Genomic DNA, 21320 nt, shown 5'->3' with positions numbered 1-21320 from the left:
ATACGGCACTACCTGACAAGCGGTTCAGGTAATCGCATCCGTGATCGGCCCGACCGCGAAATAGGCCACGAACAGGCCCGCGACCACCCACAACAGCGGGTGGATCTGCTTGATCTTGCCGCTGAAGGCACCGATCACGACCCAGGCGATGAAGCCGACGCCGATGCCGTTCGCGATCGAGTAGGTGAAGGGCATCACGACGATGGTCAGGAACGCGGGCAGCGCGATGTCGAACTTGGTGAAATCGATGTCCCGGACCTGGCCGATCATCAGCGCGCCGACGATCACCAGGGCGGGCGCCGCGGCCTCGATCGGCACCACGGAATACAGCGGGGTCAGGAACATCGCGGCGAGGAACAGCAGCCCGGTGACCACGTTGGACAGCCCGGTGCGGGCGCCCTCCGCGATGCCAGAGGCGGATTCGACGAACACAGTGTTCGAGGAGGCGGACGCGCCGCCGCCGACGATCGCGCCTGCACCCTCCACGACGAAGGCCTTCCCGATCCCGGGCAAGTTGCCGTGCTCGTCGGCGAGTCCGGCCTCCTTGCCGAGGCCGGTCATGGTGCCCATCGCGTCGAAGAAGTTGGCGAGCACCAGGGTGAAGACCAGCAGGCTGGCGGCCAGCACGCCGATCCGGGTGAAGGCCCCGAACAGGTTGACGTCGCCGACCAGGCTCAGATCCGGCATCTGCGCGAGCACGTCCGGCATCGTCGGGACACTGAGGTTCCAGCCGCTCGGGTTCACCCCCTTCGAGGGGCCGACATGCCAGATCGCCTCGATGACCGCGGCCAGCACCGTCGTCACCACGATGCCGATGAGCAGGCCACCGCGGACCTTGCGCGCCACCAGGATTCCCATCAGCAGCACGCCGAAGACGAAGATCACCGTCGGCCAGGTGGAGATGGACCCGCTGATACCCAATCCGACCGGAACACTCGTGCCCGCGACATCGGGAATGCGGCGGACGAAGCCTGCGTCGACGAATCCGATGAACGCGATGAACATGCCGATACCCGCGACGATGGCCGACTTGAGCGCGTCGGGGACCGCGTTGAACACCGCGGTCCGGAAGCCCGAGATCGCCAGCACCACGATGATGATGCCGTCGATCACCACAAGGCCCATCGCCTCCGGCCAGGTGACCTGCGGAGCGATCGTCACCGCGAGCAGCGCGTTGATGCCGAGGCCCGCGGCGATGCCGAAGGGGTAGTTCGCGATGATGCCGAACGCGATGCTCATGACACCGGCGACGAGCGCCGTCACCGCCGCCACCTGGGTGACCGGCAGGATGTTGCCGAGCACATCCGTCTTCGCGGCCGCATCGTCAGGCGAGAAGCTGCCGAGGATCAGCGGGTTGAGCACGACGATGTACGCCATCGCCACGAAGGTGACCAGGCCGCCGCGGACCTCGTTGCTGACCGTGGAACCACGTTCCGTGATCTTGAAGTAGTTGTCCAGGAGCCTCGAGGTTCCAGCCATAGCGTCCAATGTCCCAATCGCCGAAGGTGCGCGTCGCACCTGGGAGGTTAGGGCAAAGGGGAACGGGTAGCTTAATTATGTGACCGAGACCCGCGATGACCCGTTGATCCCTCGCAGGCTCACCGATCCGCGTCCGGTGGTGACGATCGGCACACTCGCCTGGCTGGTCACCACCACGGTTGTGCTCGCCTCGGGCGACCGCTGGCACGAGGCGCTGCCGATCTGTCTGGCCGGATTGGCCGTCGGCGCACTCGGATTCACCCTGTTCCTCGTGCAGCGGGCCGCCGCACGCCGCGGCAGCAAGGGCGCGCAGCGCGGCCTGAGCTGACCGGGCCTAGACCCGGCTCGGCTCCATCGTCGGGTCGTCCCCGGCCTCGAACTCCTCCAGCTCGTCGTACTCGTCGTGATACTCCTCACCCGCGACGGGATCCTCCGTTCGCCTGCGCCACCAGATCGTCACCGCCACGGCGGCGGCCACCAGCGCCAGCAGCACCACGACCGCGAACCAGAACCTCGGACCGTAGTAGCCGCTGAGCGTCATCCGGAGGGCGTTCCTCGCGTAGGTGAGCGGCATCAATGCCTGCAGCCATCGGAACGGCTGCGGCATCTGCTCGATCGGGAACACGCCGCCGAACGAGAACAGCTGGACCATCAACAGACCCAGCGCGATGAAGGTGCCGTTGACGGCCCCGAAGACGACGGTGAGCATCCGGGCAAGCGCGAGGGCCGCCGCGCCGATCAGCAACATCACCGCGACCATCATCACCACGCTTGGCGGCTCCGCGCCCGTCAGGGTGATCGCGGCGATCGAGGCCAGCACGGCGCCGCCTGCCATGATCGCGGCTGGCATCCGGTAGCGCCGGAGCCCGTCGCGCCTGGTCGGCCTGATCACGAACCAGATGAGGATCCCGAGCAGGAACAGCGCAACGGACATCACCACCGGCACGGCACCCGGACCGAAACCGGCCGCGACGTTGATGTTCTGCGGGCTCAGGCTCACCGGCGACGCGAGCATCGCGGCCGTGGCCTTGCGCTCGTCCGGCGTGAACGCAGGCACCTGCGCCGCGCCGTCGGCGAGACCCTTGGCGAGCTCCGCGCTGCCGTCGTCGAGCTGTCCGACACCGACCTGGAGCTCACCGAGGCCGTCGCGCAACTGCACGCCGCCCGCGTCGAGCTGTCCCAGTCCGGAGTTCAGCTCGGCCGCGCCCGCGTCGAGCTGGTGCGCACCGTCGGCCAGTTGACCCAGCCCGCCCGACAGTTCGCCGGCACCCGCGGCCGCGGACTGAAGCCCGCCCCGGTAGTCCGCCGCCGGGTCCGAGAGCTGGAAGGCGAGCTCCCGCGCGCCCGCTTGCAGCTGCTTGAGCTGACCCGCCACGTCCTCGTCGCCGGTCGGGAGCCCGGCGGCGACCATGGTGTCGACGAGCGGACCGACCACAGTGTCGATCACCTCGCTGATCTGCTTGGCGCCCGCACCCAGCTCGTCGGTGCCCGAGACCAGCTGCGAGAGGCCGTTGTTCAGTTCGGCCGCGCCCGCCGCTGCCTCATCGCTGCCCGCGGCCAGCTCCGAGGCGCCCGCGGAGAGCTCCCCGCTACCCGCGTACGCCTCACTCAGGCCCGCGGAGAGCTCGACGCTGCCGTCGGCGAGCTGGGTGGTGCCCGACAGCGCCTCCCCGGTACCGGCCGAGAGCTGGCGAGCGCCCGAGGCGGCCTCCTCGAGCCCCTTGCCCACGTCGCCGAGCCCGACGAGCACCTGGTCCACCGACTGTTCGCCGATCGACTCGGAGACCGCGGAACGCACCTGTGCCATCAGACCCTCGCCGACCGGCGTCGCGACCAGGCTGTTGTGGTCGTTGTAGACGACCTCGAGCCGCGCCTTCTGCGCGTCGGGCGTCCCGGCACTCGCGATGTCGGCGCTGAAGTCCTGCGGGATCACCAGCGAGAAGTAGTACTCCCCGTCCTCGACGCCCTCGGTGGCCTGCTCCAGGTCCACCTCCTGCCAGGCGACGTCGCCGCTCTCGACCAGCGAGGCGGCCACCTCCTTGCCCGCCTCGAGCCGGGTCCCGTCCATGTCCGCGCCCGCGTCGTTGTTGACGATCGCGACGGGCAGCCGGTCGAGGGTGTCACCGGGGTTCCACAACGCCCACATGTAGAAGCCGATGAGCGCCAGCGGGGCGATCACGATCGCGGCGAGCACCCCACGGCTCAGGTGGATCCGCCGCGTGGGCTGGTCGGGAACGCCAGGGGTGGCTGCTGCCGCCATGGGTGACCTCTTCTCGTGACCGCAAAGCTGGACGATCGTCCAAAACGGTCACCTTAGGGAAGACGGCGCTCCATTGGCAGAGTTTCGCGAAGATTTAACAATCGCCCAGATCCACAGGCCCGCCCAGGCGGCGCCGAAGAGCCAGCCCGCGATCACGTCCGTGAGCCAGTGCGCGCCCAGATAGACCCGGGAGAGCCCGACCGCCAGCGTCCACAGGCCCAGCCCCACGAACACCACGGGGGTGTTCCAGCGCGGCCCCCCGATCCGGACGATCACCGCCGCCACGACGCACACCAGGATCGACGACATCATCGCGTGCCCGGACGGGAACGAATGGGTCAGCTCGACCACCAACCGTTCCGGCTCGGGCGGCCGTTCCCGGCCGAACGCGAGCTTGAGCAGGGACATCACCAGCTGGCCGGTGAACATCGCGCCGCCGACCAGCAGCGCCTCCGCCCGATGCCGTCGCGCCAGCAGCGCGAGCACGATCACCGAGGTGATCACCCACGAGGCCACCGTGCCACCGAGATTCGTGATCACCGTGACGACGTCGGTGAGCCAGGGGGTGCGGATCCCGACCATGAAATCCAGCACCGTCTGGTCAATCGGCATCCGGCCGGCCCCTTTCGAGATCCTGTCGCTCCGCGGACTCCGCTCCGGCCAGCAACCCGCGCTCCGTGCAGTGCGTGCGCCCGTCCCCGTCCACCCACCACGGCAGTTCGACGTCGCCCCGCACGGCGCCGCTCAGCCGAACGGTCAGGCGGTCGTGCACCACCAGGGTGCCCTCCGGCAGCGGCAGCCCGAGCGCGATGTGGGCGAGCACCGCGGCGGGCTCGCGGTCCCATGCGCTGACGCGGCGGCCTGCGCCGAGCACCTCGCCGCGGATCGCCTCGGACGCGGGCGGCAGGTCGAGCAGCTCGGCCAGCCCGGCCGCGCTCGGCAGGTCGCCGACCACCAGCAGCTCCGCCGGCACTGCCGCCGCCAGCCAGGGCCGGTCCAGCACGACGGCCTCGGCCGGGTCGGCCAGTTGCCCGGACAGCGTCCGGACCGCCGCGGGTGGCGAGAGCTCGTCGAGATCGAGGATCCCCGACGCGGTCGCCTCCGCCAACAGCCGGTGCGCACGCGCCACAACGGCGGGGCCCGGGTCCCGGTCGCGGTCGGCGAGCCGCCCCAGCAGCAGTTCCGCCATCTCGACACCGTCGACCCGGTCGGCGGCCACGACCCCCGACAACGCCGCGGCGTCCGGGTGCTCGAAGACGTCGAGCAGCCCCTCGAAGGTGTGATCGTCGACCCGGCGCATCGCCCCCAGCTGGACCCCGCCCAGGCGCGCGTGCCTGCGCAACCACCAGGCGGTGTACCCGGTCCGGTCCGAGAGCAGTGCCGCGGTCGCGGGCTCCCCGGCCAGCAGGCCGAGCGCCTCCGGCCAGGCGCCGGAGTCCACCAGGTCGAGGTCACGGACGGCGAGCAGCACCTCCGGATCCTCCTCGAGCGTCGACCACCAGGCGTCCTCGTCGTCGAGGTCCTGCTCGGGTCCGGTCGGCAGGTCCGCCCGGAGCACGGTGAATCCCCAGCCGACCCCGACGCCGCGCAGGGCTGCCTCGCCGAACCGCTCGACCAACTTCGGCGACACGGTCCCGAACGGCGAGTCCGCCGCGAGCACGCGGGCGAGCGGTGCGCCCGGCAGCAGCAACTCGTCCGCGGCGCGCAGCGCCCCGTCCGCATCCGGCAGGGGCAGTTGGCCGAGCCAGCCGGGCAGGTCGCCCGCAGCGGCGGCGACCGCGGACAGCGACAGTACCGGTTCGGCGAGTTCGCTTGCGGCGGTGGGATCGTCGAGATCGATGTCCTCGATCGCCGACCGCAGCGCGGGGTCGGCGAGCACGTCGAGCGCGGACGCGCTGCCGGCCCCGAGTCGGCCGAGCAGGCGATGGGCTGCATCGGGATGCACCAGCCGGATCCAATGGACCCTCTGCGCGTCGATGCCGTGACCGAGCTCCCCGAGGTCGTGGCCGAGCACGACGGTTCGCGGGCCGGTCACCGTGCGCCCGTCCGTCAGCGGCACCGGGATGGCGGCCAGCTCTTCCGCGGCGACCGAATCCACGACCAGCGGCTCCAAGGCCGCGTAAAGCCTTCCCCACCAACCCGGTTCGCGATGGATCCCGGCGAGCAGCTCGGTCAGGTGCGCCAGCCCGATTCGGTGCACCCCGACGGCGGACAGCGCCTGGGCCTCGCGCTCGGTGGACAGCGCGGGACCGAGCAGCCCGGGGATCACGTCCTGCAGCAGATCGGCGAGCTCCTCCGTCAGCCCCGGTAGCACGACAGCGGATCCCGGCACCAGCGCCAGCCCGTCGGCGCCCGGCAGCCAGGCGTTGCCGGTCAGCTCCCGCAGCACCGCCTCGCGCAGCACCGCATCCACCTCACCGCGCGCGAACCCGGGCAGTGGGACCAGCCGCAGTCGCTGCGACTCCGGAAGCGCCGCAACGAAATCGGCGTATCCGTCGGCCAGATGCTCGAGGGCGGCTCCCGGCATCAGTCGCCTGCGGTCGGGCTGCAGCGCCGCGGCGGCGATCAGGATCGCGGGCAGCGACAGCTCCTCGTCCGACCGGGTCGGCGCGCGCAGCACATCGGCGGAGACCGGGCGGACCCGTCCGTCGATGATCGGCACCGCCCAGCGCGCGGACGGCGCAGCCGAGTACTGCCACCAGGTGCGCTCGCCGGCCGCCGGGAGCGGAGCGACCTGAACCCGGAGCTCGGTCAGCCCGTCGGCGAGCGGCCGCTCGAATCGGGTGAAAGTCTGGTCGGCGAGCTCGATCGACGCCAGCGCGGGCAGCTCCAGCAGCAGGTCGGGAGCGTCGTCGGCCAGTTGCCGCAGCAGCTCGTCCGCGTCCACTCCCGGTCGCAGCGCCAGCACCACCTCGGAGTCGAAACCAGAGGCGGGCGCGGCGTCGGTGGGCCACACCAACCGCAGCACGGGCACGCCCCGCTCGGGCTCGTCCAAGCCGGCGGCGCGGAGTTCGTCGCGGGTCCGCTCGGCAGAGAAGGCGATCGAGCCGGTCCTTGACCGCACCTCGACCTCGTCGCTCACCGACAGCACGGCGGTGAATCCGACCCCGAACCTGCCGACAACCGGCCCGCCGTCGGTGTCCTTACCGGAGACCCGGAGCGCGGACAGGGCCTGTACCCCCGGCTGATCGAGGGGGGCGCCGGTGTTCGCGACGTGCAGTCGGGTGCCGTCGAGGGTGATCCGCATCGCCCCCGGCACTCCGGCCCGGGCGGCGGCGTCCGCGGCGTTCTGGGCCAGCTCGGTCAGCAATCGGTCGCGGTACCCCGCGGCCGAGAGGTCGGCCTCGGTCGCGGCATCCTCGCGGAGCCTGGTCGGCGAGGAACGCCACGCGAGCAGCGTCGATTCCCTCAGCGCATCGGCGCCGAAGGGGTCGGCGACCGTCAGTTCGTCGATGCCGGTTCCCCGGCGGCGTCGGAGGTCGGTGCCTCGTCCGCGGGTGCCTCGACTGCGGCCGCCTCATCCTTGGGCGCCTCGTCCGTGGGCGCTTCGTCCGCGGGGGCCTCGGCTGCAGGTGCCTCGTCTGCGGGTGCCTCGTGTGCCGGAGCCTCGACCTTCGGTTCCGGCAGCGCGACCATTTCCACCGCGCCGTCGTCGTAGGCGTCGAACTGCGGACTACCCGCGCCGGTGGGCAAGGTGGTGTCCGAGTGGGCTCCGCATCCGTACTCGGCGTACACGACGTGACCGTCGGCGGCCATCTCGTTGCCACACACCCCGAACGCCACCTTCAGCGAACCGGACAGCGGCAAGTAGAACCCGCACAGCTCGCAGGTGGACGGCGCGGCCTTCGCCATCTCGGAGTCGGGTCCGTAGTCGCCCTCGCGCCAACGCTCCGCGGCGTCCAGCCGGCCCTCGAGGCTCATGACCTGCTTGCGGCCGAGCCCGACCTCGAGCGCCACCTCATCGACCGCTGGGTCGCCGGTCGCCACGTAACCGGGCACCAGTCGCGGGTCGCCTGGCAGCGGGGCCAGCAGGTCGCCCGGCGAGAGGTCGCCGGGGCGGATCCGCTCATCCCACGGAAGCCAGTCGGGCGCGGTCAGCGCGTCCGGACCGGGCAGCAGGGCCAGCTCACTGACGGTCGCGTGGTCGGACTCCGGGTCGGCCGCGAGAACCACCGCCCACTGCCAGCCGCGGTAACCGGGTAGCTGCGCGGCGAACCGATGGGTGGCGGCGCACTCGCCCTCGGAGGTGACGCCCAGGTGTGTACCGACTTCCCCCTCGCCGAGGTCGATCAACGCCTGACGGGCCAGGTCCACCGCATCGGCGAGGACGGGGCGCACGGGGGCAAGCTCGGGGGCAGATTGGGCACTCACACCCCCATTTTGCCGTATCGCAGCAAATCATCGGCGCAACGGGCTGCAATGCTGGTCCGATGACCGGGCGACGGCTACCCCAGATCGCGGCCGCTGTGGCCGCCTTGATGCTCACCGGCTGCGCGAACGCGGCCACGAATTCCGGCACGGAACCGGACGTGGACCGCGTCGAGCGACTTCGCGTCGAGGTCGTGGGCGAGCGGCCACACGACCGGGGGGCCTTCACCCAGGGCCTCGAGGTCTCCGACGGCGAACTGCTCGAGGGCACCGGCATGGCCGGACGGTCGGACCTGCGGGCCGCCTCGCTGGAGACCGGGGTGGAGCGCCTCCGGGTACCGGTGCCCGAGCAGATGTTCGGCGAGGGCATCACCGTCGCGGGCGACACCGTCTGGCAGATCACCTGGCGCGACGGCGTTGCGATCGCGCGCGACCGCGACACCCTCGCCGAGCGCTCCCGCACGAGGTACGAGGGCGAGGGCTGGGGCCTGTGCGCGCAGTCGGACCGTCTCGTGATGAGCGACGGCTCGGACACCCTCACCTTCCGCGACCCGGTCACCTTCGAGCCGCGTGGCACCGTGGCGGTCACGCTCGACGGGCAACCGCAGGACCGGCTGAACGAACTCGAATGCGTCGGGGACACAGCGGTTTACGCGAACGTGTGGCAAACCCAGCAAATCGTGCGGATCGACCCGGACACCGGCCGGATCACCGCGGTGATCGACGCGTCGGGCCTGCTCACGGACGAGGAGAGCCGCACGGTGGACGTGCTCAACGGGATCGCGGAAGTGCCGGGCACCGACCGATTCCTGATCACGGGCAAGTACTACCCACGCCTGTTCGAGGTCCGCTTCGTCCCCTGACACCCGCGACGGGCGAGGCGTGTGGTCCTTTGTCGCCCATCTAGGACAGAATTGACCCGTGACCGGACCACGCGTGCCCAACGATCCCGACGGGAGTCGGGCATCCGACGACCTCGGACCGGGCCAGGGCCATCCGGGATTCGAGAATTATCCGCCGACGCGCCGGACCTCGGCCCGCCGCGCGCCGCTGCCCCCGCTGCATCCCGTGGGTGACACCCGGCAGGGTTCCTCGAGTGAAACCCGGCAGGGTTCCTCGCCGAAGCCGCCACCGATCCCCCGCAAGCTCACCGTCACCCGAGTGGCGGCGATGCGCAGCCGCGAACTGACGAACCGGGGCATCGCCACCTTCCACCGGGCGGCCAAGGCCGACGGCGCCGAGAAGTCGGGACTGACCGCGCTGACCTATGCGGTGATGGCGAACTTCGCCACCGACGCCGCGATCGCGGTCGCGCTGGCGAACACACTTTTCTTCTCGGCCGCCACCGGCGAGGACAAGACCAAGGTCGCGCTGTACCTGCTCATCACCATCGCCCCGTTCGCGGTCATCGCCCCGCTGATCGGCCCGATGCTCGACCGGCTGCAGCACGGACGCCGGCTCGCGCTGGCATCCTCGTTCGCGCTGCGCACCGTGCTGGCGGTCGTGCTGGTCTTCAACTTCGACAGCTGGGGCCTGTATCCGGCCGCGCTCGCGATGATGGTGCTGAGCAAATCCTTCTCGGTGCTCAAGAGCGCCGTCACCCCGCGCGTGCTGCCGCCGGAGATCGATCTGGTCCGGGTGAACTCCCGATTGACGGTCTTCGGCCTGATCGGCGGCACCATCGGCGCGGGGGCGGTGGCAGGCGCGCTCGCGCTCATCGTCAGGTCGTCCTCGGGACCGTTGTGGTTCGCCGCCGCGGTCGCCGCACTCGGCGCGTACCTGAGCATGCGGATCCCGGCATGGGTGGAGGTCACGGAGGGCGAGGTGCCCGCCACCCTGACCTACCACGGCGACGACGCCCGCACCGAGCCGATCGGCAAGGACGCGGGCGAGGCGGCGAAGGCGAGCAAGCGGCGCCAGCCGCTCGGCCGCGCGGTCATCACGGGTCTCTGGGGTAACAGCACGATCCGGGTGCTGACCGGGTTCCTGACGCTCTACATCGCCTTCGTCGCGAAGTCCCGCACCGAGCACGAGCCGATGGCGCAGGCGGCCATGCTGGCGCTGGTGGGCGCCGCGGCCGCGATCGGCAACTTCGCGGGCAACGCCACCGGCGCGCGGCTCAAGCTCGGCAGACCGTCGGTGATCGTGCTGCGCTGCACGGCCGCCGTCACCGCCATCGCGATCATCGCCGCCCTCACCGACAGCCTGCTCACCGCGGCGCTCGCCACCCTGGTCGCGTCGGGCGCGAGCGCCCTGGCCAAGGTGTCGCTGGACGCCTCGCTGCAACACGACCTGCCCGAGGAGTCCATCGCTTCCGGCTTCGGGCGCTCCGAGACCGTCCTGCAGCTGAGCTGGGTCATCGGTGGGGCGCTCGGCGTGCTGCTGCCCACCGAGTACTGGATCGGATTCTCCGTGGTGTCGGTGCTGCTCGTGCTCGGCCTTGTCCAGACCTTCCTCACCTACCGGGGTTCGACGCTGCTCCCCGGCCTCGGTGGCAAACGCCCGAATGTGGCCAACCAGGAGATCACTCGACCGATCTCCGCGAACGCAGGGAACCGAACGTCGTGACCAAGACAAAGAAGATCGTCCTCATCGGGACCCTGGGGCTGCTGATCGCGCTCGCCGGGTTCGCGGCCGTCGTCACCGCGCTGGTGCGGGGCGCCGACGAGGAGCCGCCGACGGTCACCGCGTTCGCGGGCGGCAAGTCCCTCGTGGTGGAGCCGACCCAGTACTGCAACCTCTATCTGGAGGACTGCGTGGAGAGCCCCGTCGCCGAGCTCCAGGTCCCCCGCGGCAAGCCGCTGCAGATCTCCCTGCCCGGCGACATCGCCGACGGGCTGTGGCGAGTGGTGATGGTCTACCAGCTCGACGACGGCCGGGTCGGCGTCGACGAGCGGTACCACTCGCCGGGCGAGTCCCTCGCGATCACCGTCGAGACCCCGGATGGCATGCAGCTCAACGGCATCGAGATCCAGCAGCCGTCGGCCGTGGTCAACGAGCAGGGCCTGCCGTTGGTGCACGCGACGTGGGCCATCAAGACCGCCTGATCGGATACACCAACGCCGAGGGGCACCGTCGCGTGACGGTGCCCCTCGGCGTTGGTGTCGGGTGCGGCTAGCTGTCGAGCTCGCGGGCGACGGCGCGCACGACCTCGGAGATGCGCTGCGCGGTCTTGCGGTCCGGGTACTTGCCCTTGCGCAGGTCGGGCTGCACCTTCGCCTCGAGCAGGGTGATCATGTCCTCGACCATGCCGTGCAGCTCGTCGGGCGTGTGCTTGCGCACCGTGTCGTCCTTGCGGGCGCCACCGCCCTGCCGGATCGACGGCGCCGGATCGAGCACCTTGAGGCTCAGCGCCTGGGGACCACGACGTCCCGCTGCCATCCCGAACTCGACGCGCTGGCCCGCCTTCAGCCCCTCGACACCGTCGGGCAGCGCAGACGAACGGACGTAGACGTCCTCCCCCTCTTCCTGGGAGAGGAAGCCGAAGCCCTTTTCAACGTCGTACCACTTGACCTTGCCGGTAGGCACTGCGTTCACCTGCTCATCTACATAAATGAACGCGCCCCACCGTTTGCGGGACGCGATGGACCGAAGTCTACCCCCGCGTGCCCCTCCCGAGCACCGGGGTTTGTGGGGGATACGGTTGGAAGGTGGTCAGCCAATCCTCTCCCCGCGGCAACGGTCTCTTCCGTGCCGCACTCCTGTTCTTCTTTGTCGGCGTCCTCGCCATCGTCGCGATCTTCGTGGTGGCCGCGACCGGCCACGAGCCGGGACTGGTGCTGTACCTGATCGCCCTTGCCTGCCCGATCGGGTTCCTGCTCGGCATTGTTTTCGCGCTGCGGTCCGGCCGCCGCGTTCGAAGAGAGGGAAACCAATGAGAATCCTGCTCAACATCATCTGGCTGATCTTCGGTGGCCTCTGGCTCGCGCTCGGCTACTTCCTCGCGGGCATCATCTGCTGCATCCTGATCATCACCATCCCGTTCGGGATCGCGTCCTTCCGGATCGGCGTCTACGCGCTGTGGCCCTTCGGCAAGACAGTCGTCGAGCGTCCGACGTCGGGGATCGCCTCGTTGATCGGCAACGTGATCTGGCTGATCGTGGCCGGTATCTGGCTGGCCATCGGCCACGTGGTGAGCGCGATCGCGATGGCGATCACGATCATCGGGATCCCGCTCGCCATCGCGAACCTGAAGATGATCCCGATCTCGCTGATGCCGCTCGGCAAGGAGATCGTGGACGTCGATGCGGCGCCCACGTCGTCAACGAGCTTCCCGGCATGACACCGCCGCCCCGCGCCACCCCGGCCGCGGGGCGCGCACTCCCCTCTCACCCACTGTTCCTCGGCTCACTCGGCGCCCTTGCCCTCGCCGTCATCGTGGCGCACGACCGGGTGGTGCCGATGGGATACCCGCTGTGGGGCCTGTTCCAGAACGGTCTCGACCTGCTGGTCTACCGCAGCGGCGGCGCCACCGTGCTGCGGTCCGACGGGCTCTACGACCACGCGCTGCACGGCGGCATGTGGTTCACCTATCCGCCGTTCTCAGCCGTCCTCTTCGCCCCGCTCAACGCCGTGTCGGCGGAGCTCACCACCATCCTCGGATATCTCGCGAACTTCGGGATCCTCTACGCCGTCGTCCTGTTGTGCTGGCGGCAGCTCGGGTACCGGATGGACCGCCGGCTGTACGTGGCGACCGGGCTGATGGCGGTCATCTTCACCTGGCTCGAGCCGGTCCGCACCACGATCTGGCTGGGCCAGATCAATCTGTTGTTGATGGTGCTGATCATCTGGGATCTCGGACGTCCCGAGGGCAGCAGGCTGCGCGGCATCGGCGTCGGCATCGCGACCGGGATCAAGCTGACGCCCGGCCTGTTCATCGTCGAACTGCTCGTCACCCGGCAGTGGCGCGCGGCCGCGATCGCGATCGCCGGTTTCCTCGCGACCGTCGTCGTCGGGTTCGTGGTGATCTTCTCGGACTCGTGGTCCTACTGGACCGCGGTGATCCTGCACTCGACGCGAATCGGCGAGACCGCGTGGCCCGCCAACCAGTCCGCCGCCGGGGTACTCGCCCGCTGGCTGGATGTCGCGGACCCGCCGCTGATGCTGTGGCTGCTCTGCGCGGCCCTACTGACCGCGCTCGGGCTCGGCGCCTCCTGGCTTGCCCACAAGCGCGGCCAGGCACTGCTGGCCACCACCCTGTGCGGGCTGACCTCCGCGGCGGTCTCGCCGTTCTCCTGGGGGCACCACTGGGTGTGGTTCGTGCCGCTACTGGTCCTGGCGATGCACCGCGCGCTCGGCGCCGGGCGGGCGACCGCCTGGCTACTGCCCGCGGCACTCGCTCTGCCGCTGCTCTGCTGGACCCATGAGTTCCCGGACAGCGTGCAGGCGATCGGCCTGTTCATGGTCCCCACCTCCGATGCCCTCGCTCCGTTCTTCGCCGCGGTGTACCCGCTGATGTTCGTCGTCATCGCCGTGACCACGCTGATCGCGCTGCGCCAGGCCCCGGGTCCGCGCCACGCGGAGCCCGAGGCAAGCCCCGATCGAAACTGTGATCTACCTCACATCACGGTAACATAACAGGACGGTCTCGGACCAAGTAGACCCGACCTGAGCTGCGAAAACGCCGGAATTTTCGGGCGAAACGCCGAGAGAATCGAAATTTAGGTAACAGATGACTACACGGCCTCGGCCACGTACGGTCATCTGCGGCCGGAGAAGTTCGGCCAGATCCGATCCGCCGCGCCAAACCTCGTCCCGCGGAACCGGATTCCTACGAGTTACCCAGGGACGAGGACGGGGGACCCACGTCCCCAGTGGACACCGAGGAAATCGCGCAAGCGAATTCCTCTTGGGGTGAAGCCAGACCCGCACCATCCAGGAGCGGCGAGGCCGGGCGACCTCTCAGCCCGAACCCGACAGCTGACCTCGCAGGCGCGTGAGGAGAGGAAAACCCGCATGAGCACTGGACGCCATCGCAAGCCCACGAACACCCGCCGCAACGCAGCCAAGGTCGTCGTGACCGGCGCAGTGTTGGGTGCAGCCGGCGCGGCCTTCGCGGCCCCGGCCAACGCAGCCCCCGATTCCGACTGGGACCGCCTCGCACAGTGCGAAGCAGGCGGCAACTGGGGCATCAATACCGGCAACGGCTACCAGGGTGGACTGCAGTTCTCCCCCAGCACCTGGAATGCCCACGGTGGTGGCGAGTACGCCGCGACCGCCAACCAGGCCAGCCGTGAGCAGCAGATCGCGGTCGCCGAGAAGGTCCTCGCCTCGCAGGGTTGGGGCGCCTGGCCGTCCTGCTCCTCGAGCCTCGGCCTGACCAGCGGCTCGACCCCGCGCTCCGCCCCCGCCGCCGAGGTTGCTCCCGCGGCCGAGCTGCCCGCCGTGACCAGCCTCCCGACCACCGAAGGCGCGGCCGACGTGCTCGACAGCCTCGACAGCGCCCTCGAGGCGGTCCAGGCCAAGGGCATCGCGCTCGACCCGCAGATCGAGGCGCTCTTCGAGCAGGCCAAGCTGAACCCCCAGGTCATCGACTTCCTGAAGGCGAACTCGGGTCTCCTGCCCCGCTGAGACTCCCCCTTCACGTGAAAGGCCCCGCACCTACGAGGTGCGGGGCCTTTCGCGTTCGGTATCCGAGGTCAGCGATTGATGACCGTGTGCGGGTGGGTGTAGGGCAGTTCAGAGACGGGGAGGGGGAACTCGGTGTCCTCCCCGAACGGGGACAGCCCACCGGAGCGGCTCGACGAGAGCTCCGTGACGGCATGATCGCCATCCTGGAGTTCCGGCGCCGGCCAGCCTGGATCTACGTATCGCTTGCTCGAATTGTTAGCCACAATCCCATTTTGGCAGGAGCTCGCGCCGTGGTACACCCCAGGTCTCTAATCTGATAGTTGATGACCGATACCGAAGGTGCTGCCCCCGCCGCCGAATCACCTCACGGCACCGCCGTGCCCGACAGCCTGCTCGCCTGGCTGACCGCGAGGACCGACGCGGAGCTGGCCGAACTGCTCAGGCTGCGCCCGGATCTCGCGGTGCCGCCACCGGCGAACCTGGCGGTCCTTGCGGCCCGTGCCGAACAACGCGCATCGGTGCTTCGGGTCGCCGACGACCTGAACGTCCTCGAACTCACCGTGATCGGCGTGCTCTCGCTCGAACGCGGGGCGGAGGTCGGGGTCCGGCGTGAGGTCCTCGCGGAGGCGCTCGCCGGACGGGCGCCGGTCAAGGCCGTCGACCGGGCACTGAAGGCGCTGCGGGCCCGAGCGCTGGTCTGGGGCACGCAGGTGCTGCGGGTCGTCGCGACCGGGAACGACGCCGTCACCTGGCGGGTCGATCGGCCGCAGGAGCCGATGTCCGCGGCGCAGGTCATCGCAGGGCTGGCGACCGTGACCGATGCCGAGCGCAGGCTGCTCGACACCCTGGCCACCAGCTCGCCGATCGGCCGCACCCGCGACGCCGCGCCCGGCACCGCACCGGACCGGCCCGTCCAGCGGCTGCTGTCTCTCGGCCTGCTGACCTGGGTGGACGAGCAGACCGTCGAGCTGCCCCATCAGGTCGGCCAGGCGCTGCGCGGCGAGACGATCACCGACCCGATGGCCCTGACCCCGCCGCCGATCCGCACCAACAAGCAGAAGATCGCGGACGTGAACGCGGTCGCGGCGGGCGAGGCGCTCGAACTGATCCGGCACTGCGAGGACCTGATCGCGGCCCTCGGCGACCAGCCCGCACCGACCCTCAAGGCGGGCGGGCTCGGGGTCCGCGAGACCAGGCGCCTGGCGAAGGCGGCGTGCGTCGACGAGAACCGGGTGAGCCTGATCGTGGAACTGCTGTCCGCGGCGGGCCTGATCGCGAGCGGCGCCCCCGACCCGGCTCCCGCCGCCGACACCGGCGACGACTACTGGGCACCGACGGTCGCCGCGGATGCCTGGCTCAACACCGGCACCGCCCAGCGGTGGTACACCCTCGCCCATGGCTGGCTGGGTATGCCGCGCAGGCCCTGGGTGATCGGGCTGCGCGATCCCAACGACAAGGCGATCGCCGCGCTGTCCGAGGAGGTACGCGCATCCGGCGCCCCCCGCGACCGCAAGTTCGTGCTCGAGCTGCTCGGCGAGCTCGCGCCGGGGCAGGGCGCGACCACGTCCGAGCTCGCCGCGCTGGTCGCGTGGCGGCGCCCGCGCTGGTCCGGCCGGTTCGGTGCGGGGGCCGTCGAGCACACCGTCGCCGAGGCGGCCGCGGTCGGCCTGATCGGCCGCGGCGCGCTCGCATCACCTGGCCGCGGGCTGCTGCACGGGGCCACCGCGGAGGCGGTGGTCGCCGAGATGACGGCGAGCCTGCCCGCCCCCATCGACTACGTCCTGGTGCAGGCGGACCTGACAGTGATGGCTCCCGGCCCGCTCATCCCGGAGCTCCAGGAGCAGATCACCCTGGTCGCGGACATCGAATCGGCGGGCGCGGCCACCATGTACCGGATCCGGGAGGACAGCGTGCGACGGGCGCTCGACGCCGGGAAGAGCGCCTCGGAGCTGCACGCACTGTTCGAGAAGCGCTCGAAGACGCCGGTGCCGCAGGCCCTGACGTATCTCATCGACGATGTCGCGCGCAGGCACGGCCAGCTGCGGGCGGGGGTGGCGTCCTCGTTCATCCGCTGCGAGGACCCGGCGCTGCTCGCCGAGGTGCTGGCCTCCGCGGTGGCCGAGCAGCTGGCGCTGCGTGCCCTGGCCCCGACCGTCGCGATCTCACAGGCGCCGCTGAGCGAGGTGCTCGACCAGCTCCGGTCGGCCGGGTTCGCACCGGCGGGAGAGGACTCCTCCGGCGCGATCGTGGACCTGCGACCGCGCGGCGCCCGGGTGCCGCGACGCCGGACGCGCCCCGCGCTGCGGATGCCCGCGGTCCCCACCGACGACCAGCTCGGGTCCCTCGTCAGCCAGCTGCGGGCCGGCCAGCGGGCCGCAACCGCCCCGCGCGGTCAGGGTGTGCGTTCGGACGGCAGCCGGGCGGGCGGCGCCGCGACGATGGCGCTACTGCAGCTGGCGGCGAAGGTACGGCGCAGCGTGGCGATCGGTTATGTGGACGCGCAGGGCGTGGCGACGGAGCGCGTCGTCGATCCGATCAGCGTCGGTGGCGGACAGCTCGACGCACTGGATCCGGACACCGGGGCGGTCCGCCGATTCACCCTGCACCGGATCACCTCGGTGAACCTCCTCGACTGACGATCGCGCCCGGCCACGTCGCCACTTGCGCGAAGTGTGGACAATGGAGTGGTTGTCTACGTAGGAGGCGCACGTGACCGACGGCCCCTTGATCGTCCAGTCCGACAAGACCCTGCTCCTGGAGGTCGACCACGAGCTCGCCGGCCAGGCCCGGCAGGCCATCGCCCCGTTCGCCGAACTCGAGCGCGCGCCCGAGCACGTGCACACCTACCGGGTGACCCCGCTGGCGTTGTGGAACGCGCGCGCGGCCGGACACGACGCCGAACAGGTGGTGGACGCGCTCGTCACGTTCTCCCGGTACGCGGTCCCGCAGCCGCTGCTGGTCGACATCGTCGACACGATGGCCCGGTACGGCCGGTTGCAGCTGGTGAAGAGTCCGGTGCACGGCCTGATCCTGATCAGCATGGACCGCGCGGTGCTCACCGAGGTGATGCGGCACAAGAAGATCTCGCCGATGCTCGGCGCCATGGTCGACGAGGACACCGTCGTTGTGCACCCGAGCGAGCGCGGACACCTCAAGCAGATGCTGCTCAAGATCGGCTGGCCGGCCGAGGACCTCGCCGGCTACGTCGACGGCGAGGCGCACCCGATCGACCTCGCCTTCGAGGAGGGGCACTGGGAGCTGCGCGACTATCAGCAGATGGCGGCCGACTCCTTCTGGGCGGGCGGCTCCGGCGTCGTCGTGCTGCCGTGCGGCGCGGGCAAGACGATGGTCGGCGCGGCGGCGATGGCCAAGGCCAAGGCCACCACGCTGATCCTGGTGACCAACACCGTCGCAGGCAGGCAGTGGAAGCGGGAGCTGATCGCCAGGACCTCGCTCACCGAGGAGGAGATCGGCGAGTACTCGGGCGAGCGCAAGGAGATCCGCCCGGTCACCATCGCGACCTATCAGGTGATCACCCGCCGCACCAAGGGCGAGTACAAGCACCTGGAGCTGTTCGACTCCCGCGACTGGGGCCTGGTCATCTACGACGAGGTGCACCTGCTGCCCGCGCCGGTCTTCCGGATGACGGCGGACCTGCAATCGAGGCGTCGCCTTGGCCTGACGGCGACCCTGGTCCGCGAGGACGGGCGCGAGGGCGACGTGTTCTCACTGATCGGCCCCAAGCGGTACGACGCGCCGTGGAAGGACATCGAGGCGCAGGGCTGGATCGCGCCGGCGGATTGCATCGAGGTCCGGGTGACGCTGACCGATGCCGAGCGGATGGCGTACGCCACCTCGGAGCCGGAGGAGCGCTACAAGCTGTGCTCGACGGCACACACCAAGATCGCGGTGGTGAAGTCGATCCTGGACCGGCACCCGAATTCGCCGACCCTGGTCATCGGCGCCTACCTCGACCAACTCGAGGAACTCGGCGAGGCGTTGAACGCACCGGTCATCCAGGGGTCGACGAAGAACAAGGAACGCGAGGCACTGTTCGACGCGTTCCGGCGCGGCGAGATCCAGACGCTGGTGGTGAGCAAGGTCGCGAACTTCTCCATCGACCTGCCCGAGGCCTCTGTCGCGGTGCAGGTCTCGGGGACCTTCGGTTCCCGGCAGGAGGAGGCACAGCGGCTCGGCCGCCTGCTGCGCCCGAAGCAGGACGGGGGCCAGGCGCACTTCTACTCGGTCGTCGCCCGCGACACGCTGGACGCCGAGTATGCCGCGCACCGCCAGCGTTTCCTCGCCGAGCAGGGCTACGCCTACCGGATCACCGATGCTGACGACCTGCTCGGCCCGACCATCGGGTAGGCCCAGCCATCGGGTAAGAATGGGACCGTGCGCAGCTTCGAGTTCCCCGTCGACCACTCCCACGCCAACTCCGTCAACGAGACGGTCGGCGACGTCCGGCGGCTCCGGGTCTCGGCCATCGTCACGGCCCTGTTGTTGGCCGGGCTCGCGGCCTGGCTGATCTACCTGGCCCACCCCTGGTCCTATATCGTCGGCGTGGTGGTCGCCCTGCTGGCCGTCACCTCGCTGTGGGTGGCGTTCTGGGCCCCGAAGAAGGTCGGCTCGGTCGAGAAGCTCTACGCCGAGGGCCCGCTGGTGCCCGCCGTGGTGGCGGTGGCCAGGCCCCGCGGGGCCACGCTGCTGGCGCTGGTGGACGTGGCCAAGCCGTCCGCGGATCGCCCGCACTACGCCCTGGTCACCCGCAACATCCGGGCGCTGCCGGGGCATTCGCTGACCAACGTCGGCGAGCGGGTGCCCTCGATCGCGGTGCTCGCCGACCGCAGCAACAAGTCCACCGCGGACACCTGGCAGATGGTCAGCCCGATGCCGATCGCCTGGGGCACCAAGGACCAGAAGGTGATCCGGCGGGCGGCGGACTCGATCAGCGGCGCGGAGTGGAAGCTGCTGGCGAAGTCGATCCCGCTGGCCGAGCAGGTCCCGCGCGCCGAGAACCAGCAGATCCCCGTCGACCCGGCGGACCTGCGCTAGCCGAGATCCGGCCAGCCCCCGGCCGGCTCCCGAGGATCCGCGTAGAGCAGGCCTGCGACCCATTCGTCGCGCCTGCGCCCGCGCTGGAGACCGCCCGCACGCAGCGTGCCCTCGAATCGGAAGCCCACCCGCCGCGCCACGGAGGCGGACTGCTTGTTGCCGACGTACGCGCGCCACTCGATCCGTTCCAGCGCCATACCGTCCGGACGGAAACCGAAGTCGCACACCAGGTTCACCGCCCTGGCCATCAGGCCGCGGCCACGGACCGCCTGGTTCAGCCAGAAGCCGATGTCCGCGGCCGAGTCGTCACGGCAGGCGAGACCGATCATCCCGACCACGGCGCCCGCAGGGGTGTGCCGCATCGCCCAGGTGGGGCTGCGGTCCGCCCAACCGACGGGCACCACCCGCTCGACGAACCGTTGCGCGTCGTCGTGGGCGTACGGCACCGGCAGTGTGGTCCACTCCCCCACCGCCTCGTCCTGACAGCACCGGGTGATGGACTCGACGTCGCCGGGTCCCGGTGGCGTCAGCCACAGACCCTCGTCGCTGAGCGATTCCACGAACATGTCGGCTCCTGCCTCACGTCCCCGCCAGCGCGGGGATCACCTCGCGTTCGAACAGCTCGATGCCCGAGGTGTCGTACGCGGCCTCGGGGAAATAACAGATCCCGTAGCTCAAGCCCTGATCGCGCAGCGCTGTCAGGTTCTCGATGATCTGCTCGGGCGTCCCGACCGCCGGCATCCCGCGGAACGCCGCCATCGATGCCTCCGCGAGGTCCTCGCCCACGAACTTCGCCATCCTGGCCTTGGTCCCGGCAAGACGGTCCTCGACCTCCGCCTCGGTGGCACCGATCGCCACGTTGTAGTTCGCCGAGCGCACGATCGCGTCGAAGTCGGTGCCGACCGCCGCGCAGTGCTCCTTGAGCACGGCGGACTTCTGGGTGAAGCCCTCGAGGGTGCCGTCGAAATTGGTGTACTGGGCGTACTTCGCCGCGATCTTGAGGGTCACCTTTTCGCCGCCGCCCGCGATCCATAGCGGGATGCCGCCCTCCTGCAGCGGCAGCGGTCGCACGATGGCACCGTCGATCCGATAGTGCTTGCCGTCCAGGGTCGCGGACCCGGTACTCCAGGCCTGCCGCAAGATCTGTACGCCCTCGTCGAGACGGGCCAGACGCTCACCGGCGGAAGGGAATCCGTAACCGTAGGCACGCCATTCGTGTTCGTACCAGCCCGCACCGATGCCCATCTCGATTCGGCCACCCGAGATGAGGTCCGCGGTGGCGGCGATCTTGGCCAGGTAGGCGGGGTTGCGGTAGCTGATCGCGGTGCACATCTGCCCGAGCCGGATGGTGGAGGTCACCGCGCCGAGCGCCGACATCACCGACCAGGCCTCGTGCGTGGCCTGGTCGGTTGGCGCGGGCACCGTGTGGAAATGGTCGTACACCCAGGCCGACTCCCACGGTCCGGACTCGGCCCGCAGTGTGACCGACTTCATCGCGTCCCACTGCTCGGCCGGGTCGATGCCCACCAGGTCCAGACGCCAACCCTGCGGTACGAACATCCCGAAACGCATGCGCTGATCCTACCGA

At 70.2% G+C, this 21320-nt stretch carries 20 protein-coding genes and 1 riboswitch; of the genes, 11 read left to right on the top strand and 9 right to left on the bottom strand.

From position 1 onward, the window contains the following. Positions 1-24: 24 nt before the first annotated feature. Complete coding sequence (locus FCG67_RS23600) at positions 25-1479, bottom strand: NCS2 family permease (RefSeq protein WP_136912015.1); 1455 nt, start codon at positions 1477-1479, stop codon at positions 25-27. A 79-nt stretch (positions 1480-1558) separates the two neighbouring features. On the opposite strand from FCG67_RS23600, the gene FCG67_RS23595 reads away from it, so the two are divergent. Beyond that, the gene (locus tag FCG67_RS23595; RefSeq protein WP_136912014.1) at positions 1559-1807 is read left to right on the top strand and encodes a DUF2530 domain-containing protein; all 249 of its coding nucleotides are present in this window, start codon (positions 1559-1561) and stop codon (positions 1805-1807) included. Between the two features lie 6 nt (positions 1808-1813). On the opposite strand, the gene FCG67_RS23590 is transcribed toward FCG67_RS23595, so the two are convergent. The 4 genes from FCG67_RS23590 to FCG67_RS23575 are packed head-to-tail and all read right to left on the bottom strand — an operon-like array spanning position 1814 to position 8110. Next, entirely contained in the window at positions 1814-3739 is a 1926-nt protein-coding gene (locus FCG67_RS23590) for a YhgE/Pip domain-containing protein (RefSeq protein WP_136912013.1), read from the bottom strand. Between the two features lie 48 nt (positions 3740-3787). Continuing rightward, positions 3788-4351: a phosphatase PAP2 family protein gene (locus FCG67_RS23585; protein ID WP_136912012.1), complete on the bottom strand. Its 564-nt coding sequence runs from the start codon at positions 4349-4351 to the stop codon at positions 3788-3790. Further along, positions 4341-7151: a sacsin N-terminal ATP-binding-like domain-containing protein gene (locus FCG67_RS23580; protein ID WP_425467882.1), complete on the bottom strand. Its 2811-nt coding sequence runs from the start codon at positions 7149-7151 to the stop codon at positions 4341-4343. Before FCG67_RS23580 ends, FCG67_RS23585 begins: the two co-directional genes overlap by 11 nt. 29 nt (positions 7152-7180) lie before the next feature. After that, positions 7181-8110, bottom strand: coding sequence for a DUF3027 domain-containing protein (locus FCG67_RS23575; protein ID WP_246045242.1), 930 nt, complete (start codon positions 8108-8110; stop codon positions 7181-7183). Positions 8111-8169: 59 nt separating this feature from the next. Between FCG67_RS23575 and FCG67_RS23570 the strand changes: the two genes are divergently transcribed. From FCG67_RS23570 to FCG67_RS23560, 3 genes are read left to right on the top strand one after another with little or no spacing between them, the layout of a single operon-like run. Then, complete coding sequence (locus FCG67_RS23570; protein ID WP_136912009.1) at positions 8170-8970, top strand: glutaminyl-peptide cyclotransferase; 801 nt, start codon at positions 8170-8172, stop codon at positions 8968-8970. A 58-nt stretch (positions 8971-9028) separates the two neighbouring features. Then, the gene (locus tag FCG67_RS23565; protein ID WP_136912008.1) at positions 9029-10675 is read left to right on the top strand and encodes an MFS transporter; all 1647 of its coding nucleotides are present in this window, start codon (positions 9029-9031) and stop codon (positions 10673-10675) included. After that, positions 10672-11154, top strand: coding sequence for a DUF2771 domain-containing protein (locus FCG67_RS23560; RefSeq protein WP_136912007.1), 483 nt, complete (start codon positions 10672-10674; stop codon positions 11152-11154). Before FCG67_RS23565 ends, FCG67_RS23560 begins: the two co-directional genes overlap by 4 nt. A 67-nt stretch (positions 11155-11221) precedes the next feature. On the opposite strand, the gene FCG67_RS23555 is transcribed toward FCG67_RS23560, so the two are convergent. Then, the gene (locus FCG67_RS23555) at positions 11222-11635 is read right to left on the bottom strand and encodes a cold-shock protein (protein WP_097214255.1); all 414 of its coding nucleotides are present in this window, start codon (positions 11633-11635) and stop codon (positions 11222-11224) included. 122 nt (positions 11636-11757) lie between these two features. Between FCG67_RS23555 and FCG67_RS23550 the strand changes: the two genes are divergently transcribed. The 4 genes from FCG67_RS23550 to FCG67_RS23535 all read left to right on the top strand — a co-directional run bounded on the left by FCG67_RS23550 (position 11758) and on the right by FCG67_RS23535 (position 14677). Further along, complete coding sequence (locus tag FCG67_RS23550) at positions 11758-11985, top strand: hypothetical protein (RefSeq protein WP_077043891.1); 228 nt, start codon at positions 11758-11760, stop codon at positions 11983-11985. After that, on the top strand, positions 11982-12389 hold the full coding sequence (locus FCG67_RS23545) for a YccF domain-containing protein (protein ID WP_136912006.1): 408 nt from the start codon (positions 11982-11984) through the stop codon (positions 12387-12389). Before FCG67_RS23550 ends, FCG67_RS23545 begins: the two co-directional genes overlap by 4 nt. Beyond that, on the top strand, positions 12386-13684 hold the full coding sequence (locus FCG67_RS23540) for a glycosyltransferase 87 family protein (RefSeq protein ID WP_136912005.1): 1299 nt from the start codon (positions 12386-12388) through the stop codon (positions 13682-13684). Before FCG67_RS23545 ends, FCG67_RS23540 begins: the two co-directional genes overlap by 4 nt. 168 nt (positions 13685-13852) lie before the next feature. Then, positions 13853-14057, top strand: a riboswitch (cyclic di-AMP (ydaO/yuaA leader). A 5-nt stretch (positions 14058-14062) separates the two neighbouring features. Continuing rightward, complete coding sequence (locus FCG67_RS23535; protein ID WP_136912004.1) at positions 14063-14677, top strand: transglycosylase family protein; 615 nt, start codon at positions 14063-14065, stop codon at positions 14675-14677. 68 nt (positions 14678-14745) lie between these two features. Here the strand turns inward: FCG67_RS23535 and FCG67_RS25505 are convergent, their stop codons facing one another. After that, positions 14746-14940 (bottom strand): hypothetical protein, encoded by a 195-nt coding sequence (locus tag FCG67_RS25505; protein ID WP_072751546.1) that lies wholly within the window; start codon positions 14938-14940, stop codon positions 14746-14748. A gap of 60 nt (positions 14941-15000) precedes the next feature. On the opposite strand from FCG67_RS25505, the gene FCG67_RS23525 reads away from it, so the two are divergent. The 3 genes from FCG67_RS23525 (at position 15001) to FCG67_RS23515 (ending at position 19732) form a co-directional block, all read left to right on the top strand. Then, complete coding sequence (locus tag FCG67_RS23525; protein WP_136912003.1) at positions 15001-17313, top strand: helicase-associated domain-containing protein; 2313 nt, start codon at positions 15001-15003, stop codon at positions 17311-17313. A 73-nt stretch (positions 17314-17386) separates the two neighbouring features. Further along, complete coding sequence (locus tag FCG67_RS23520) at positions 17387-19045, top strand: DNA repair helicase XPB (protein ID WP_136912002.1); 1659 nt, start codon at positions 17387-17389, stop codon at positions 19043-19045. A gap of 27 nt (positions 19046-19072) precedes the next feature. Beyond that, positions 19073-19732, top strand: a complete 660-nt coding sequence (locus FCG67_RS23515; protein ID WP_136912001.1) for a DUF3239 domain-containing protein — start codon at positions 19073-19075, stop codon at positions 19730-19732. Here the strand turns inward: FCG67_RS23515 and FCG67_RS23510 are convergent. Together FCG67_RS23510 and FCG67_RS23505 are read right to left on the bottom strand one after the other, a co-directional pair. Then, complete coding sequence (locus FCG67_RS23510; protein WP_136912000.1) at positions 19729-20298, bottom strand: GNAT family N-acetyltransferase; 570 nt, start codon at positions 20296-20298, stop codon at positions 19729-19731. The two genes, FCG67_RS23515 and FCG67_RS23510, sit on opposite strands and share 4 nt — an antisense overlap. Positions 20299-20311: 13 nt before the next feature. Then, positions 20312-21304, bottom strand: a complete 993-nt coding sequence (locus FCG67_RS23505; RefSeq protein ID WP_136911999.1) for an LLM class F420-dependent oxidoreductase — start codon at positions 21302-21304, stop codon at positions 20312-20314. Positions 21305-21320: the final 16 nt, after the last annotated feature.

Origin of the sequence: Rhodococcus oryzae (genome assembly GCF_005049235.1) — a bacterium.
Lineage (GTDB): Bacteria > Actinomycetota > Actinomycetes > Mycobacteriales > Mycobacteriaceae > Rhodococcus_G > Rhodococcus_G oryzae.
The sequence above is the reverse complement of the archived record's forward strand: the minus strand, read 5'-3'. Positions and strand labels throughout refer to the sequence as shown.